The following is a 17,524-nucleotide window of genomic DNA, read 5'->3' as shown; positions in this document are numbered from 1 at the left end:
TAGACTAGAAAAAGCTGTTTTCAATTATTAGTTTAAAGCGGATTTTTTATTCTTATTTTCTTATATGAGTATTTTTAGAAAGCCTTTATAGACCCAAAACCTAAAACTGAGATCGTCAAAGCAAACTCCCTCAGCAAAGAGGTGGAGAAGTTTTTTTTCAAACTATTTAGGGCCTGTACACAAACTTCAAGAATGCCCTCAAATCTATTAAATTAAAGACATGAGACGACGATACGATTGAACCCACGAAGAATGGAACGCCATTGAATCTTTTCTGCCCCCTGAACGAAAAACACAAGGAGGACGGCCTCCGAAAGATCGGAGGTATCGACTGAATGCGGTCCTTTAGGTTGCGCGTAGCGGAGCAGCTTGGCGGGATTTACCCGACAATTATGGACCTTGGTCTTCCGCTTACAGCTTTTTCTGGCGACTGCAAAAGTCAGAAACTTGGGAGAAAATCTTGGAGCATGTGGCGATTGAGCCTGATTTCGAACAAATCATGTTGGATACAATAATTGTCCGGGTTCATCAGCATGGAACGGGCGCAAAAGGGGGCAGCACAAGCAAGCGATCGGACGTTCCCGAGGCAGATTGACGACCAAAATTCATACGGTCGTCGATGCGCCTCGGAAAATCCGCTCAAGTTCGAGCTGACGCCGAGGCAAGCTCACGATTCCGTCCAAGGATACGAAATGCTCGCCCAGTTCGACCTGTCAAACCGTGAGGTTTTGCCGATCGAGCTTACGATACGGACGCGATACGGACTCTTTTAAGGGAACAAAATGCGATCGCTGTGATTTCCAGCAAGAAGAATCGCCGAGTGCAGCACGCCTACGACTGTACGGTGTAAAAAGAACGTCATTTGGTCGAATGCTTTTCAATAAAATGAAAAACTACAGACGCCTAGCGACTTGTTACGATAAGGCAGCGAGCATGTTCAAGGCTTTTTTAGCTTTAATTTCAATTCGGATCTGGCTTAAATAGGTTGCGTACAGGCCCTAGTTATCGGCCTAAAAACAGGAAAGTTAATATCTGATGATATTGCCTGAGAAATTTTACGAAGAAAAGTGACCTTGTCGCTTCTGAAAATGAAAAACGGCCCCGCCGGCGGATGCCAGGCGAGGCCGATGCTTTCGACTTTAAGTTCCGCGCAATGCGCCGATCTCATACGTCGATTATAAACAAGCAGTTGAAGCATTTATTGGAGTCTTAAAAAACCATGCAAAACCCGGCTCAAGTCACAAAACTTGAAGAATGGAGTTGGTCATAAAGCGAAGCATCAGATCCAAACATTGTTGGCTGCCGTGCGGTCCGATTCCGTATCCCCCGTATTCAGTACCCCTCTCGGCTCCACCAACATGACGCGACATTCCCGCTCGGCAAACGGCTTATGTTCCACGCCTTTCGGAACCACGAACATTTCGCCTTGAGCCAGATTCACTTGTCCGTCGCGAAAGTCGATAACCATCTCTCCTTCGATCACGACAAACACTTCGTCCGTATCCGGATGAACATGCCAGACGAAATGACCTTCTATTTTGACGATCTTGAACTGGTAGTCGTTCATTTCGCCAATCACTCTCGGAGACCACTGTTCATGCAGCAAAGAAAACTTTTCGTTCAGGTTGATCGCTTGATAATCCACATGTATTCCACCTTTTAAGTATATTTGCTTGCTTTGTGTCCTCAAGTTTACACATCGTTTTGAATCTTGTAAAATCATTAAAATGTATCTTCATCATCACTTTTTAAGATGCAAGGAGGCTCGTATCCATTTGGACATCAAATCATTGGAAATTTTCAAAGCAGTAGCGATCGAACAGAACATTACCAAAGCAGCCGAAAAACTGAATTATGTACAGTCCAACGTAACCTCGCGAATCCAACGCCTCGAAAAAGAACTGGGCGTGCCCTTGCTGTATCGATCTCACAAAAAAATCTCGTTGACGCCTGCGGGACGTGAATTTTTACGCTATGCCAACAAGCTGCTGAACGATTTCGAAGAAGCAGTTGAAGCGGTTAATCCTTCTTCAACACCGCGCGGATCGCTGCGCATCGGTGCGATGGAGTCTACGGCGTCCACACATTTACCGCTCATTTTCGCGCGCTATCACGAACGATTTCCGCAGGTGGAGTTGAGCATGTACATGGCGCCTACCGTCGATCAGATCGAAGATATTCTCAAATACAAAGTGGACGGCGCTTTCGTAGACGGGCCTGTTCGACATCCCGAAATCGTAGAATATCTCGTGCTGGAAGAATCGTTGGCGTTAATTACGAGTCATTCAACGAAACCTTTTGTTTGGACATCGATTTTAGACAAACCGCTGCTTTCCTCGTTCGAACATTGCATCTATTTGGGACGCTGGCAACGCTGGTTGGAAGATAACGGGCATGCTCCGATGAAAGTGATGGAATACGGCACATTGGAAGGCGTGCTGAAATGCGTGGAATACGGGCTGGGAGTCACCGTGCTGCCGATGTCCATGATCGAATCGCGCATGGAAGACAGATTGAATGCTTATCCGCTGGAAGACCCTTACCGGGTCGTACCTACGATGTTTATAAAGCGACGGGACACGTATATAACATCCGCGCTTTCGCGGTTTATGGAAGCAGCCGGAATCGTTACATTCTGAAAAATTATAGAAGCTTTTAATTCGAATATATCAATGAATTGAATTGCTTCGTATGCTGGAGCATTCTCGATCGCCGGAAGCGATGAAACCGGTCAAGTCTTTCGAGAAGATGACGAATACGTCCGTAAAGGAAGGTGTAGCCTTATTCTGTCCACCGAACCGCTTGCCGGTTGGCGTCATGTTCAGACTTCGGCCAGACGAACCAAGGTGGAGTAGGCTTTGTCAATCAAAGAGTTGTTAGAGATTCATTATCCGAGGTTTCCGCCTGTGAAATCGAAAATTATGTACATTCAAATTTTCATAACGTCTTCTTATCATAGTTTGATAAAACCATGCTGTTCATTACCATAAAAACAAGACATATAATGATTAAAGGCATGAGAATGAACATATTGAGTTGTAAAAGGTTTCGGCTACTTATTAACATCATTATCATAATGCCGCACAAACCTATATTTTCTTTGTTGTATTTTTTGAAGTGTTGAACTATGAGTCTGTATAAAAGCAAAGCAAGAAAATAGCCGATTACTGTTAAAGCAAATACTTTCAAGTTTGATCACTCCTAACAAGTTCAGGCGGAAATTTATAATAAAAATTGTATAATCTCCGCTTTGGATTTTCAACTGTATCTGCCGAATCTTTAAGTACCTCTTTATCTTCTTTTTAGCATTCCTCACTGAAAGAGTATATAGTTTTTGTGATGAACCTAACTTCTGTAGACCCCTTCTACTTGACGATCCTAGTTGAAATCGGCGATGCGAGTTTCAATAGTTCTACCCGATTTTTGGCCCCTTCACCCCAACATGTCCTTCATAGATTTTAACTTAAAAAATAGCAAACAAGCCGCATCTCCGGTATCGTGCAATTGTCGAGAACCCAACGAGGAGGAAACCGACTTGTTCTTTAGCATCAATGAATAAATTCGAATCGGCCATGGATATTCGCCGGAAGTCAATTCACAAAAAAACCCTCAACGCTTAGAGCGCCAAGGGTTTGAGGTTCTAGTAGAGAGTCATGTACTGATCGCGTTCCCACTGGTGGACCTGCGTGCGGTACATATCCCATTCGATTTCCTTCAGTTCGTAGAAGTGGGTCAGAGCGTGTTCGCCCATAGCCTGTACCACGACTTCGTCGCGGATCAGCTCGTTGAGCGCTTCCTTCAGGTCGGCCGGAAGGCTCGGAATTCCTTCTTCAATCCGCTCCTCTTCGGACATTACATAGATGTTGCGGTCGATCGGAGCCGGCAGCGTAAGCTGTCTGCGAATTCCGTCCAGACCCGACTTCAACATCACAGCCAATGCCAGGTAAGGGTTCGCGGCCGGGTCCGGGTTGCGGACTTCGATACGCGTACTCATTCCACGCGATGCCGGGATCCGGATCATCGGGCTGCGATTGCTGGCGGACCAAGCCACGTAACAAGGCGCTTCATAGCCCGGTACGAGACGTTTATACGAGTTGACGGTCGGGTTGGTGATCGCCGCAAATGCGCGCGCATGCTTGAGGATACCGGCCATATAGTAACGGGCCGTCTCGCTCAGACCTAGCGTATCGCTTTCGTCATAGAACGCATTTTCACCGCCGCGGAACAGCGACTGGTGACAGTGCATACCCGAACCGTTCATGCCAAACAAAGGTTTGGGCATAAAGGTCGCATGAAGACCGTGCTGACGCGCGATCGTCTTGACGACCAGCTTGAACGTCTGGATCTGGTCGGCCGCTTTGAGCGCGTTCTCGTACTTGAAATCGATCTCGTGCTGTCCCGGAGCCACTTCGTGGTGGGAAGCTTCGATCTCGAAGCCCATTTCTTCCAGCGTGATGACGATCTCGCGGCGGCAGTTCTCGCCAAGATCCATAGGCGCCAAGTCGAAGTAACCGCCCTGGTCGTTCAATTCGTCGGTCGGATTGCCGTTCTCGTCCGTGCGGAACAGGAAGAATTCAGGCTCGGGTCCTACATTCATCGCGCTGAAGCCCATTTCTTCGGCTTCTTCCAACGCACGGCGCAGTACCGCCCGCGGGTCGCCAGGGAACGGCTTGCCGGAAGGAAGGTAGATATCGCAGATCATGCGGGCAACGCGGTTTTCGGTTACCCAAGGGAATACGACCCAGGTATCAAGGTCCGGGTACAGATACATGTCCGATTCTTCGATCCGTACATAACCTTCGATGGAAGAGCCGTCAAACATCATTTTGTTGTCGAGCGCTTTTTCCAATTGGCTTACCGGAATCTCGACGTTTTTGATCGCGCCGAGCAAATCGGTAAATTGAAGGCGGATAAAGCGAACGTTCTCTTCCTTGGCAATACGCAGGATGTCCTCTTTTTTGTAACTCAAGATACCCTCTCCTCTTCTTCTCTTTTATTCCTTACAAGCTTAAGTATACGCACCTCGTGCGTCGAACGCACCTTTGCGGATACCGCTTCGGCGCACAAGATGCAGGTCGATCTTATTTTCTATTAAAGAATCGGGACAGTTCGCCCTGAATCAACGAGACTTGACCCGGTTTCTTGCCGGAAACCAACTGCTGCTTAAGCATACGGTGAAGCTGCGAATCGGAAAGCTCTTTGCGCTTTTCTTCGGTCGCCGCGTTCAGGACCGTCGCTTCTTCGGATTCTTTCGTAACCGGGTTCATCACCTGCTTGATACCGGCAATATTGACCCCTTTTTCGATCAGCGCTTTGATCTCGAGCAGCCGCTCGACATCGTTGAAAGAGAACAACCGCTGATTGCCGGATGTCCGCGCGGGAACGATCAGACTATGCTGTTCGTAGTAACGGATCTGCCGTGCGGACAGATCGGTAAGTTTCATTACGATCCCTATCGGGAACAAGGCCATATTTCTGCGAATATCATCGCCCATATCTTCATCAACCTTCCAATGTACTTTTCTTATTCTCTCTCTTATTGTACATATCCTGATAGGAAGCGTCAATGATGTGTTAGATTAACTCACAGTAAATTACGGTCAAAAAGTGTCTGGAGTGCATTTAGCACCCCGTACTTTACGTGGGAATAAGTCAAACCGCCCTGCAGGTAGCCAATGTAAGGTTCACGGATCGGAGCATCGGCCGACAATTCAAGGCTTCCTCCCTGAATAAACGTACCTGCCGCCATAATGACGGGGTGTTCGTATCCCGGCATATCCCAAGGCTCGGGAACGACGTGGCTGTCCACCGCCGCTGCCAACTGAACGCCCTGTACAAAAGCAATCAGCTGCTCCGGCCGATCGAATACGACTGCCTGGATCAGATCCGTTCTCGGCGCATCCCATGCCGGACTGCTGGCAAACCCCGCCAATTCAAACATGGCCGCCGCAAAAACGCTTCCTTTTACCGCTTGTCCCACAATGGTAGGCGCCATATACAGCCCCTGATAAATTCCGCGGGTCGTACCGAGCATCGCGCCGACTTCCGCTCCGATTCCCGGTGCCGTCAATCGATAAGCCGCCCGTTCGACCAAGTCTGCGCGGCCGCAGATATAACCGCCTGTTTCCGCCAAGCCGCCGCCGGGATTCTTGATCAGGGATCCGGCCATCAGATCGACGCCAACTTCGGTAGGTTCGAGCTTCTCCGTAAATTCGCCGTAACAATTATCCACGAATACAACGGCACCGGGACACATTTCTTTGACTTTACGTGTCATGTCGCCAATTTCCGCTACCGTAAAAGGCAGACGCCAAGCATATCCCCGCGAACGCTGGATTCCGACGACCTTGGTGTTCGGCGTAATCTGCCGGGCCACTTCGTCCCAGTCGACTCCTCCGTCGCCCAGCAGAGCCGCTTCCTTGTAGCCGATTCCGAAATCGGCAAGCGAACCTGTTCCGTCGCCTTTTTTGCCGATTACTTTATGCAGGGTATCGTAGGGAGCGCCCGTGATATACAGCAGTTCGTCGCCGGGACGCAGCACGCCGAACAGCGCCGTCGAAATGGTATGCGTACCCGAAGCGAAGTGAGGGCGTACCAGCGCCGCTTCGGCTCCAAACACTTTGGCATACAGCTCGTCGAGCACTTCGCGCCCCCGGTCGTTATAAGCGTAGCCCGTTGAAGGATTAAAATGATAATCGCTGACTTTGCATGCCCGGAAAGCTTCGATCACTTTCCACTGATTATGTTCCACAACTTCATCTATGCTGTCGAAGCGGGGACGAACCCGTGCTTCCGCTTCGTTTTTCCACTGCTCGATTCTTGTATCGAATGTTCTCATTTTTATATTCCGTCCTTCTGTTTCGCAAAAGTATCCGCCAACCGGACCTGCCCGACGCTGCCGTCACCGACCGTGTCAGACAGGAAGCTGACGCTTCCCATCATTAGTGCGTTATTCCTGTGTAAGATTGTCTCTTTACTATCTAACAGAATTTTGTCCCACGACAGACTTTCCCGCTTCGGAAGAAGCGGGAAAGTCGCGGAGCTTTTTTAAACTTTATATTCTTCGAGCAGGTACTCATACTTTTCCGACTCGCCTTTATGCAGTCTCACTTCGTACACTACGTCTTCTTCCTCGAACTCTTGGGACACTACTTCGCCCAATTTGTAGAGCTGGGCAGACAAGTCGCCGCGGGAAGCCGGAATGCGGTAGCTTACCGTGCCTCCGGTCAGTTCTTCCTGCAGACGATTCAGCAGCCTTTCCATATCCGATTCGCTGTAGGCGCTGATCCGCAGATTCGATTCGTCTTCCGGAAGCAGCTCCAGCTGCTCAGGCGCACAGAGATCTTTCTTGTTGTACAATCGGATCTGCGGCTTGCCTCCGGCTCCGAGTTCTTCCAGAATTCGGTCCACGACTCTCATCTGGTCATCCAGCATGGCCGCGGAAGCGTCTACAACATGCAGAACCAGATCGGCTTCGTTCACTTCTTCAAGCGTTGCCCGGAAAGCAGCGATCAGATTGTGCGGCAGATTCTGGATAAAACCGACCGTATCGGTCAAAATGATCTCGCGGCCGCCCGGCAGCTCCAGCATTCTCGACGTCGGATCGAGGGTAGCGAACAGCTGATTCTGCACATACACGTCGGCATTGGTCAGCTGACGCAGCAGCGTCGACTTGCCTGCGTTGGTATAACCGACCAGCGCGACTTGAACCGTTCCGCTTTTCTTGCGGCGCTGCCGCTGCAGTGTACGATGTTTCTCCACTTCGCCGATCTGGCGGCGCAGTTCGTCGATCCGTCCGCGGATATGCCGGCGATCCGTCTCGAGCTTCGTTTCGCCGGGGCCCCGCGAACCCAGTCCGCCGCCGAGTCTCGACAGGTTGCCTCCTTGTCCCGCCAGACGCGGCAGCAGATAGCTGAGCTGCGCCAATTCTACCTGGATAATGCCTTCGCGCGTTTTGGCACGCTGGGCGAAGATATCCAGAATCAGCTGGGTCCGGTCAATAATTTTCAAGTCCAGTTCTTGCTCCAGATTGCGAACCTGCGCTCCGGAGAGTTCCTGATCGAAAATAGCGGTATTGGCACCAAGTTCGTCCGCCAGCACTTTTAGTTCCTGAACCTTCCCTTTGCCGATAAACCATTTCGTGTCTTTCTTCTCTTTGTTCTGAGCAAGAGTCGTCAGCACTTGGACTCCTGCGGTTTCGGCGAGTGCGACCAACTCTTCCAGCGAATAAACCGGATCGATGCCCGAACGCTTCACTTCATCGGTGACGAGACTCACCAAAATGGCGCGCGAATTCTCTTCCGGAGTCGTATCGTATGTTGTTGTATTCTGCATGCTTTTGTTCTCCTTCTCTTCCTTAGGGTTTCGGACCTTTCATTATCGCCGTTCAGCTGTCGACTGGCAATGACGGCTTATCGAACAGCCATTTGGTAAAAGCAAGCATTTCGCGTCCGCGTGTCTGCCACAAATTCAAAGCCCGGGTCGGAGCAAGCGCAAACTGGGGATCTTCGTAACCCAAAAACTCCGCAATATCCAGAGCTCTTGCTCCATGGAAGCGATGGGTCACGATCGTGGCGTCCCGCATATCGTGCTCTTGCATAATCTTTTTGCTGAACAGCAGATTTTCGTAAGTGCTTGTCGCTTTGTTTTCCAGCAGAATTCGTTCTTTCGGTACACCGCGCTCTTCCAGATAGGCAGCCATGCCTTCCGCTTCGGTCAATCTCATCTGCGGATGATCGAGGCCCCCGCTGACGATCAGCACCGGATACTCCTCGCGCCGGTAGCCTTCGTAAGCGGCCTCCAGTCTTTCCTGGAGCGCCGGGCTCGGTTTGTTGTCCCAGAGGCTTGCTCCCAGCACAATGCCCACATCCGTTTGGTGGTTATGATCCAGGGTCATCCCCTGACCGATTCGGAGTTGAATATACAGCGTCCAGGAGGCAAACAGAAGGATACCGGCCAAAATCGCAAGAAGCAGGCGCTTCTTCCGACGGCTGCCGCGGCTTGATTGCCGCTTAAGCTCTTGCCCGGGTCCTTCTGCGCAAAAATCTCCCGCCCGCTCTAGGTTTCCCACGTTCACTGATTCCCCTTTCACCCGACACCGCGGCCAACGTTCAGACCTTCAGCGCCGAAGCCGGGAACAGCCGTCTGCGATGTTCGATCGAAAGCCGGAAATACGGAAAAGCATGGGCATCGATCATACGCAGCAGCCCGTGCGCCGTCTTGGTCGCCAACGCATAGTCCGCTTCCGTGATCACGCCGCGCCGAAGCGCGTCGTCCAATTCGTCTTCATCCAGCAGAAAGACGGTTCCGTCTCCCAACACCACGATGTCCAAATACAAGTCGTCGAACCAGGGCACTCCCTGATCCGTCACGCCCTGAGATTTGCAGATATCGATGTACCACTCCACGACTTCCCTTTTTTCGTTAAACATGGTGGTGACGATAAAGTGGGCATCCTTGGGAAAGTACTGCAGCCAAGAATAGCCTTTGTCGGCCACGCAAAACGTGAGTCCCCCATACGTTTTCATCAGCGGTTCCTTCAGCTTGAGCATGTTGTACAAGGTTACGTAGCCCGTAAAACGGCGGCTGTCGATATACCGGCACAAGAATCTCCGGTCGGTTACGCGCCGCCAGTTGGCTCTGTCAGCAAATTTACGTTTCATAGGGAACCGACCCTTTCCATTATTCCATTTGAATCAAGCTTATCACATTCTTGGGCCACTTCACAAAAGAACTGGCTTGCTCCTGCTGTACATTACCCGATTTAAGCAAAAAATGCGCAAAAAAGCTCCGGAAAGCCGTTTTCGGCTCCGGAGCCCGCTTGATTGGAATGTCCTGGAAGGGACAAAATGATGCCAACGCGCCGTTCTTTGCGTCCTATCCGACCTCTTTTAAGGCTGCGTCGTCGCGTCGCCCTGTGTTCCGTCCGTAACCTCACCGGTTCCCGGATCGGTCGTTTGGGCGTTAGGATCGGTCGGAGGTTCGGCTGTCGGATCGGGCTGCCCTTGATCGGCGGGAGCATCCGGAACGACGGTACCCGGAATTGGCTCGCTTTCCGTGCCGTCTTCGGGCGGTACCGCTGTTCCCGGATCGGTCGTTTGGCCGCCCTCACCGTTACTTCCGTCATTTCCGTCATTTCCGTCATTTCCGTTATTTCCGTTGTTTCCGTTGTTTCCGTTGTTTCCGTTGTTTCCGTTGTTACCATTATTCCCGTTATTTCCATTATCCGATTCGCCGCCGTTGTTTCCGTTCCCGTTTTGACCGTTGTCTTCCACGGGAGGAGGCACGGCTTCTTGATCTTCATCAACCGGCGGCGGCGTCTCTTCAATTTCCTCGGGCGGAACCGTCTCTTCCGGCACCACCTCTTCCGGATTGTCCTGAGCAGGTACGGTCAGACTGACCGTATTGGAAGCCGCGGACTCCACAACCGGTTCTTCACCCGCCCGATAGGCGGTAACCGCATAACTGTAAGTCAATCCGGCCAATGCTCCCGAATCTTCCGCCGAAGCGGACATCAGGCCGTCGGAGAGCATCGAAGGCTGGGCTTCGGACGACTCCTGGCGATACAGACGGTAGCGGACATTGTCTCCGGGTACCGGCTGCCAGGACAGAACGATTTTCTCGCCGCCCACATCGTAGGAAGCGACAAGCCCTGCCGGTGCGCCGACCGGCTCGGCAGGCGCCGGCGGTTCGGGTTCCGGCTCCTGGACGACCGGCTCTTGGGCCGGGGCATCCGGTGCTTTGAAGTCGGTAACCGGCGTTCCTTCAAGAGCCTGGCTCATAACCCGGGCGAACATCGAGGCGGCAAGGCCGCTGCTGTTCTTGAGCATATGCTCGGCATCCGGCTTGTCGTAGCCCATCCATACGGCTCCGGTCCATTCCGGCGTATACCCGACAAACCAGACATCGCGGTTGGCACTGTTGCCATCGATCCCGCTCTGCGTCGTACCCGTCTTCCCGGCCAGAGGACGACCGATATCGGCTTTTTTGCCTGTACCGTCGGTGATTACGCTCTGCATCATTCGCGTCATGTCGTAAGCGGTCTGCTCGCTCATGACCGACTTGGAGTCGTCGATTCGGCTGTAGATCTCGATCTCGTTCGAGTCTCGAATCGACTTGATTGCATACGCTCCGACATAATTGCCGCCGTTGGCGAACGAGTTGTACGCCTGCGCCATTTCGAGTGTATTGGTCCCGCTGCTGAGACCGCCGAGCGCAAGGCTCAGGTTATGGTCTTTCTCGGTCAGAGGAATACCGAGCGACTCCGCAAACTGGAAGCCGGTCTCGACGCCGATCTGATTCAGCAGCCATACGGCCGGAATATTGATCGACTCCGCCAACGCTTCTTTCATCGAAACGGATTGGCTGTACCCGTGCAGGTTCTTGGGACTGTACTTGCCGAAACTCTGCTGTTCGTTGCTCAGCCGCGAATCGACCGTAAACTGGCCCGATTCAAGCGCTGGCGCGTAAGACGCGATCGGCTTGAAAGCCGAACCCGGCTGCCTGCGGCTGTTTACGGCACGGTTGAAGTCGCCTTTGTGGTAATTGCGTGCGCCCAAGATGGCGACGATACTGCCGTTCTGGTTGTTCGTGATCGTCATGGATGCCTGTACCGGCTGATTGTCCGGACTTTGCTCGAACAACGAGTCGTCTTTGAACGCGTCTTCCAGACTTTGCTGGGCTTTGGCGTCCATAGTCGTATAGATTTTGTAGCCGCCGCGGTTCAGATCGTCCTCGGTCAACGCCGTGGCGTCTTCGGCTTCCTGCAGCACATAATCGATAAAAGCCTGATAATGCGTTTCTTTGGTTTCCGGCGGCGTATACTTGTAATCGACGGCCGCCGCTTTGTCTTTTTCCGCCTCCGTAATGTATCCCTGCTCATACATAAGCTGGAGCACCACAGCGCGGCGTTCTTTGGACTTGTCGGGATTGGCAATCGGATTGTACCGGGTCGGAGCTTTTGGCATAGCCGCGAGCGTCGCCATTTCCCACAGCTTCAGATCGTTCAGGTCGCTTTTGCCGAAGTAGCGTTGGGAAGCGGCCTTGATCCCGTAATATTGGCCCCCGAACGAAATCCGGTTGAGATACATCGCCAGGATTTCTTCTTTTTTGAACTCCCGTTCAAGTGCCAGGGCAATCGACACTTCCGTCGCTTTGCGGAAAAAGGTTTTGTCCGCCGACAGGAAGATATTTTTGGCCAGCTGCTGGGTAATCGTGCTGCCGCCTTCGACGGCGGAACGCGCGATAATATCCCGTACGGCTGCGCGTCCGATCGATCGCAGATCGACCCCGGAATGTTCGAAGAAGCGCTTGTCTTCCGTTGCGACAAAAGCATCCTGGAGAAGTTTCGGAATATCCGCGCTCTCCACTTCTTCTCCGCGCTGGATTTTGATCTCGCCGATCTGCACGCCCGTCCGGTCGTAGATGACCGTCGGTGCCTTGATATCGATCTTGTCTTTGTTTTCCGCAAGGATCTTCTCGCCGTTGATGGTAATGAACAGATAGCCGCCAAGTGCGCAGAGCACCGCCAGAGCAGCCGTGAAAAACAGAGTCCAAAACACGCGTTTTCCCGTAATTTTTTTCTTTTTCGGGGACGTTTTCTTTTTCGCAGCCGCCGGAGGTTTTTTGCCTCCGCCGTTCCCGCCGCTTCCGCTTCCTCCGGTCGTCCGGTTGGAGCGGCTCAGTTGTGGGTTAGGCATGATGGTTTGTGACACCCCTTTTGCTTTCTTTGCAGCCGTGAACGTTCTCCGCTGCTTTATTCGCTAATGAAAAGAACAACCCCTGAAGGTTGCTCCTATTCGCAAGCTATTGGTTTAAACGTAAGGATACACGAAAAGTTTCAAGAATGGCCATTACAGGTTTGTCATCCCTTCGTTACCGCTTGGGGCTTCGACAGATCCGCGCGGCGGCCAAAAAACCGGCACAGCCGGTTTAATTGGTTACTCTCCGGTTGTGCCTTCCTGCTGAGCCAAGGAAACGTTGCGCTGAGGCATAAACGTCGAAATGGCATGTTTGTATACCATCTGCTGGCGTCCGTCGCTGTCGATGACAATCGTGAAATTATCGAAGGCTTTGATCGTGCCCCGAATTTGAAATCCGTTGGTCAGGTAAACCGTGGCAGGGATATTCTCTTTGCGCAGTTGGTTCAGGAACGTGTCTTGAATATTAATGGATTTGTTCATAACCGGTACCCCCAATTGTCATTTTACTGTCATTTTTGTTTAAAAATCGGAGCCAAATCTTCCTGTGATTATACCATGAATCTTCTCGTAATTTGCAGAAAAGTTTTCCGTTTCGGAAACGTCGACCCAGTGGATGTCCTGCATATGCCGGAACCAGGAAAGCTGCCGCTTGGCAAAATGGCGGGTGTCTCTCTTCAGCCGATATACCGCTTCTTCCAGCGAGCAGGTGCCTTCCAGGTAAGGCCAGATCTCTTTGTAGCCCAGACCCTGCATCGAGACCATATCCGGGGTGTACCCCCGATCCCGCAGAGCTTGTACTTCTTCGATCAGCCCACTATCCATCATTTGGTCGATTCTCTCTTCAATACGGTTATATAGCATTTGACGGTCCATTGTCAAACCGATCAAACATAGGTCGTAAGGCGTGGTCTTTTTCTGCTTGGCCAAGCGTTCCGACAGGGTTTCTCCCGTCAGTTTGTGAATCTCCAGCGCACGGATAACCCGGCGCGTATCATTGGGATGCAGCCGCTCCGCCGAATTCGGGTCGATCGCCCGAAGGCGCGCGTGCAGCGCTTCGGTGCCGTCGGTTTCCGCGAAACGCGCCTGCTCCTGACGAAAGGCTTCGTCGGCTCCGCTCTCCGCGAATTCGTACCGGTAGCAGAACGATTCGATATAGAGGCCCGTACCGCCGACGATAAACGGAAGACGGCCGCGCTGAGCAATCTCCGGGATGAGCGCATCGCAGCGTTCCTGAAACTCGGACACGGAAAAAGGCTCGTCGGGCTCATGAATATCGATCAAGTGATGCGGAACGCCTTCCGTTTCGGAGTGCGAAATTTTGGCCGTACCGATATCCATTCCCCGGTACACCTGCATCGAATCGCCCGACAGGATCTCGCACGAAAAAGCTTTGGCCAGTTCGATACTGAGTTTGGTCTTGCCGACCGCCGTCGGTCCGATCAGAACGAGCAATTTGGGCTTTGCATGGGCCGGCTGTTGTTCGGTCAGACTTGTTTCAATCAATGGGAATCACTCCGTACGTAATTTTGGCATGGTTGCGGCCGTCAGACGAGAAGCCGAGCCGCTCCATTTCTCCGCTGCCTTTCTTTTCTTTCAGGACAACCGTTTTGCGGGCCACCCGAACCGCTTCGCGAATCGCTTCTTCGCTCAGCGGCCGGGCATCGGCAAACGCCCGCAGCGGCGAGATCGCCGACGAGTCGTACACCGGCTTGCGGAACATCGGATCGAAATAAACGATATCGAAACTGTTGTCGGGCAGCGAACGAAGGTAGGACAGGTGGTCGGCATGAATCACTTCCACGCGCCGCATGGCTGCAGTCACGGAAGGCTTCTCGACTTCGTAGCTGGCCAACCCTTCCCGCAGCAGCACGGAAAGCTCCGGCGACGCTTCCAGCGCGCAGACCCTGCCTTCGGGTCCGACGCGTACGGCAAATACCAGCGAATCGGTGCCGAGCCCGGCCGTACAGTCGAGTACGGAATCGCCCTCGACGGCGCGGGCGGCATCGATCATCGGATCGGGTTCGCCTTTGAGCAGCCGCTTGGCGCGCACATACCCCATGCTCGGATGATATTCCAGCACGGGCTGATCCGCGCGAAACAAACGGACTTTGCCCTGGGTTACAATCAGCACCGCGGACGCGCCGTATTTCGGAAATAGATTGGGAATCGAAGTTCGGCTGCGGGGCACCAAACGAATGCCCGACTGCTCGGCTATCTTCCGGGCCCGGTTCAATTCGGCCTCGGCAGGCGAATCGCCGGTCGTTACGATCATCATGAACAATGTTCTCCTTTGGAAAAACCGAGCGGCGGGCTTCGGGAAGACGCCGGTCGGTTCGGTTCTTTTTTGGGGCTTCGGGACAGCATACAATTCTGCCGGAAGACCGGGGCTTCGACGAAGCCGGACCTTCCCCCAATTGATTAAAAATCGCTCCCGGGTCATTTCCGAAACGGGTTGAAGCGTCCCGTTTCGGAAATCGGATTAAAGTCGCTTTGGGGATTGTTTGCGACGAAGCCGGACCTTCCCCCAATTGATTAAATCGCTCCCGGGTCATTTCCGAAACGGGTTGAAGCGTCCCGTTTCGGAAATCGGATTAAAGTCGCTTTGGGGATTGGGGGAAGGTCTTACATCACCCGTTTAAACAATTTCTCCAAATCGTAAGTCGAAAAAGAAACCACGATCGGTCTGCCGTGAGGGCAGGTATAAGGCTGTTTGCACTGGCCCAGGCGTTCGATCAAGGTCTGGGCCTGGATGTCGCTCAAGCGCTGATTGGCTTTGATGGAAGCTTTGCACGAGCAGAGCGTGGACGCTTTCTCGCGCAGTTTGGCCAGATCGATGGCGCGTTCGCTGAGAACCCACTCGGCCATTTCTTCGATAATGGACTGTTCGTCTCCGGCCGGGAACCAGTGGGGATAAGCCGTGACGCGGAACGTCTGGCCGCCGAACGGCTCCATATAGACGCCGGCCTGTTCAAACCAACCGATCCGGTCGCGAATCTTGGCGCTCTCGGCCGAAGTGAACTCGATGGTAATCGGGAGCAGCAGTTCCTGCGAAGCCGCTTCCGGCTGCCCGAACTTTTCGTAATAATACTCGTAATTGATCCGCTCATGCGCCGCATGCTGGTCGATCAGGAACAAGCCTTCGTCGTTTTGCGCGATCAGATACGTGCCGTGATGCTGCCCGATCAAAGTCATTTCCGGGAAAGCGGGTCGTTTCGGCGCCTCGCCCCGGGTATAGAGTTCGGCCGCGCGGGCCAGCGCGGCGTTCTGGCCAGCCGGCGCCGAGGGGCGGCTGCCTTGGGCGCCCGGCGCCGCCGGCCGGCCGGAACCGCCGGTAGCTTCGCGTCCTCCGGCGTAACCGCTGCTGCGGCCGCGCTCCCGCAGCTCCTGCGGGAGCGGATCGCGCCTGCCGCCTTCGGCCGGATAAGCGGAAGGCTGCCCGGCGTGCGCGGCAGCGGACGCTCCGGAGCGCGGCGCAGACTGCGCTCCGGGTTCCGCGGCGCGCGGCGCGGAGCGCGCGCCGGCCCGTTCTTCGGAAGCGGCCGCAGGCGCTTGCGGGGGCGAAGCCGGCTGCGCAGCGCCGGCCGGTGCGGCCGCAGGCTCGCCCGGCACGAAATCGTCGGCATCGTCCGACGGTTCGGCCCGGCCCGGCGCAGCCGCGCCGGGCGACAGAGCGGGCGGCGCGGCTGCACCTTGCGGCCGTTCCTCCGCAGCTTCACCGAGCAGCTCTTCCCGTTTCGGGAAATGGAACTGCTCCTGGACCATGCTGCTGCTTTTGCCGATCCGCTGGTTGATCGCTTTGGGAATCAGCACTTCGCGGGCCAATGCGGCGCGGATCGTATCCTGGACGAATTCGGTCAGCTCCGCTTCCTTGCTGAAGCGCACTTCAAGCTTGGCCGGATGCACGTTGACATCGACGAGCGAAGGATGCATCGCCAGACGCAGGACGACAAGCGGATGCCGGCCAACCGGCAGCAGCGTATGGTAGGCGCGCATGATCGCCTGGTTCAGCACATGGCTGCGGATATAGCGGCCGTTCACGACCGTCGTGATCGCGCTGCGGTTCGAACGGGTGAAGTCCGGCAGGCTGACGAATCCTCCGACGGAAAAGTCGAGATTCTCGCCTTCGAGCGGCAGCATCGCTTTGGCGCTTGTCGTCCCGTACACCGCCGCGATAACCTGGAGCAGGTCGCCGCCGCCCAGCGTCTGGAGCAGCGAGTTCCCGTTATGGCGCAGCGTGAACGCGACGTCCGGATTCGACAGCGCCATCCGGTACATATAATCGGAAATATGTCCCAGTTCCGTCTGCACCGTCTTCATGTATTTCAGGCGGGCAGGCGTGTTATAGAACAGTTCCCGTACGCGAAAATCCGTTCCTCGCGAAGCGGGGGCGTCTTCGTTGCTCTTGAGCGTACCGCCTTCGATAACAAGCCGGCGTCCCGCTCCGTCGTCGCCGCAGGCGGTCAGCACTTCGACTTTGGCGACCGAAGCGATACTCGGCAGCGCTTCGCCGCGAAATCCCAGGCTCGTGATTTGGAACAAATCGCGGCCGCCCGAAATTTTGCTGGTGGCATGCCGGTAAAAAGCCGTCTCGCAGTCGTCCGGTTCGATGCCCGAACCGTTGTCGGTCACCCGGATCGAAGACAGTCCGCCTTCTTCCGTCCATACGTCGACTTTGGTCGCCCCGGCGTCGATCGCGTTCTCGACCAACTCTTTGACGACCGAAGCCGGCCGTTCCACCACCTCGCCGGCCGCGATCTGGTTGGCGATATGTTCGTCCAGTACTTTGATTCTGGCCATATGATTTCTCCTTTCCCGTGCGATTG

At 53.7% G+C, this 17,524-nt stretch carries 13 protein-coding genes and 1 pseudogene; 2 read left to right on the top strand and 12 right to left on the bottom strand.

Annotated features, from left to right (window positions below):
* Positions 1-361: 361 nt before the first annotated feature.
* Positions 362-595: pseudogene (locus HOP44_RS23230) on the top strand (transposase); the annotation flags it as partial.
* Positions 596-1,279: 684 nt separating this feature from the next.
* Here HOP44_RS23230 and HOP44_RS04215 read toward each other — a convergent pair.
* Positions 1,280-1,645 (bottom strand): cupin domain-containing protein, encoded by a 366-nt coding sequence (locus HOP44_RS04215; protein ID WP_343059750.1) that lies wholly within the window; start codon positions 1,643-1,645, stop codon positions 1,280-1,282.
* Between the two features lie 130 nt (positions 1,646-1,775).
* Here HOP44_RS04215 and HOP44_RS04210 point away from each other — a divergent pair, with 130 nt between their 5' ends.
* Positions 1,776-2,639 (top strand): LysR substrate-binding domain-containing protein, encoded by an 864-nt coding sequence (locus HOP44_RS04210; RefSeq protein ID WP_172250826.1) that lies wholly within the window; start codon positions 1,776-1,778, stop codon positions 2,637-2,639.
* 1,001 nt (positions 2,640-3,640) lie between these two features.
* On the opposite strand, the gene glnA is transcribed toward HOP44_RS04210, so the two are convergent.
* The 11 genes from glnA to mutL form a co-directional block, all read right to left on the bottom strand.
* Positions 3,641-4,969 carry a type I glutamate--ammonia ligase gene (glnA, locus tag HOP44_RS04205; protein WP_172193882.1) on the bottom strand — a complete coding sequence of 443 codons (1,329 nt, stop codon included), beginning with the start codon at positions 4,967-4,969 and terminating at the stop codon, positions 3,641-3,643.
* 112 nt (positions 4,970-5,081) lie between these two features.
* The gene (locus tag HOP44_RS04200) at positions 5,082-5,495 is read right to left on the bottom strand and encodes a MerR family transcriptional regulator (RefSeq protein WP_018977629.1); all 414 of its coding nucleotides are present in this window, start codon (positions 5,493-5,495) and stop codon (positions 5,082-5,084) included.
* An 89-nt stretch (positions 5,496-5,584) separates the two neighbouring features.
* Positions 5,585-6,838 (bottom strand): methionine gamma-lyase family protein, encoded by a 1,254-nt coding sequence (locus tag HOP44_RS04195; protein WP_172250824.1) that lies wholly within the window; start codon positions 6,836-6,838, stop codon positions 5,585-5,587.
* A gap of 209 nt (positions 6,839-7,047) precedes the next feature.
* A complete protein-coding gene (gene hflX, locus HOP44_RS04190; protein ID WP_172250822.1) occupies positions 7,048-8,334 on the bottom strand; it encodes a GTPase HflX in 1,287 nt (428 codons plus the stop codon).
* Between the two features lie 52 nt (positions 8,335-8,386).
* Positions 8,387-9,070 (bottom strand): ElyC/SanA/YdcF family protein, encoded by a 684-nt coding sequence (locus HOP44_RS04185; RefSeq protein ID WP_172250820.1) that lies wholly within the window; start codon positions 9,068-9,070, stop codon positions 8,387-8,389.
* 40 nt (positions 9,071-9,110) lie between these two features.
* Positions 9,111-9,662 (bottom strand): ribonuclease FAU-1 family protein, encoded by a 552-nt coding sequence (locus HOP44_RS04180; RefSeq protein WP_037288804.1) that lies wholly within the window; start codon positions 9,660-9,662, stop codon positions 9,111-9,113.
* Between the two features lie 228 nt (positions 9,663-9,890).
* Positions 9,891-12,698: a PBP1A family penicillin-binding protein gene (locus HOP44_RS04175; protein ID WP_172250818.1), complete on the bottom strand. Its 2,808-nt coding sequence runs from the start codon at positions 12,696-12,698 to the stop codon at positions 9,891-9,893.
* Positions 12,699-12,938: 240 nt separating this feature from the next.
* Positions 12,939-13,181 carry an RNA chaperone Hfq gene (gene hfq / locus HOP44_RS04170; RefSeq protein ID WP_172250816.1) on the bottom strand — a complete coding sequence of 81 codons (243 nt, stop codon included), beginning with the start codon at positions 13,179-13,181 and terminating at the stop codon, positions 12,939-12,941.
* A gap of 39 nt (positions 13,182-13,220) precedes the next feature.
* Positions 13,221-14,204: a tRNA (adenosine(37)-N6)-dimethylallyltransferase MiaA gene (gene miaA / locus HOP44_RS04165; RefSeq protein ID WP_246369567.1), complete on the bottom strand. Its 984-nt coding sequence runs from the start codon at positions 14,202-14,204 to the stop codon at positions 13,221-13,223.
* The gene (locus HOP44_RS04160; protein WP_172251568.1) at positions 14,197-14,973 is read right to left on the bottom strand and encodes a class I SAM-dependent methyltransferase; all 777 of its coding nucleotides are present in this window, start codon (positions 14,971-14,973) and stop codon (positions 14,197-14,199) included. Before HOP44_RS04160 ends, miaA begins: the two co-directional genes overlap by 8 nt.
* Before the next feature lie 350 nt (positions 14,974-15,323).
* Entirely contained in the window at positions 15,324-17,498 is a 2,175-nt protein-coding gene (gene mutL / locus HOP44_RS04155) for a DNA mismatch repair endonuclease MutL (protein WP_172250814.1), read from the bottom strand.
* Positions 17,499-17,524 lie beyond the last annotated feature (26 nt).

This window comes from Saccharibacillus deserti, assembly GCF_013618475.1.
GTDB lineage: Bacteria > Bacillota > Bacilli > Paenibacillales > Paenibacillaceae > Saccharibacillus > Saccharibacillus deserti.
The sequence above is the reverse complement of the archived record's forward strand: the minus strand, read 5'-3'. Positions and strand labels throughout refer to the sequence as shown.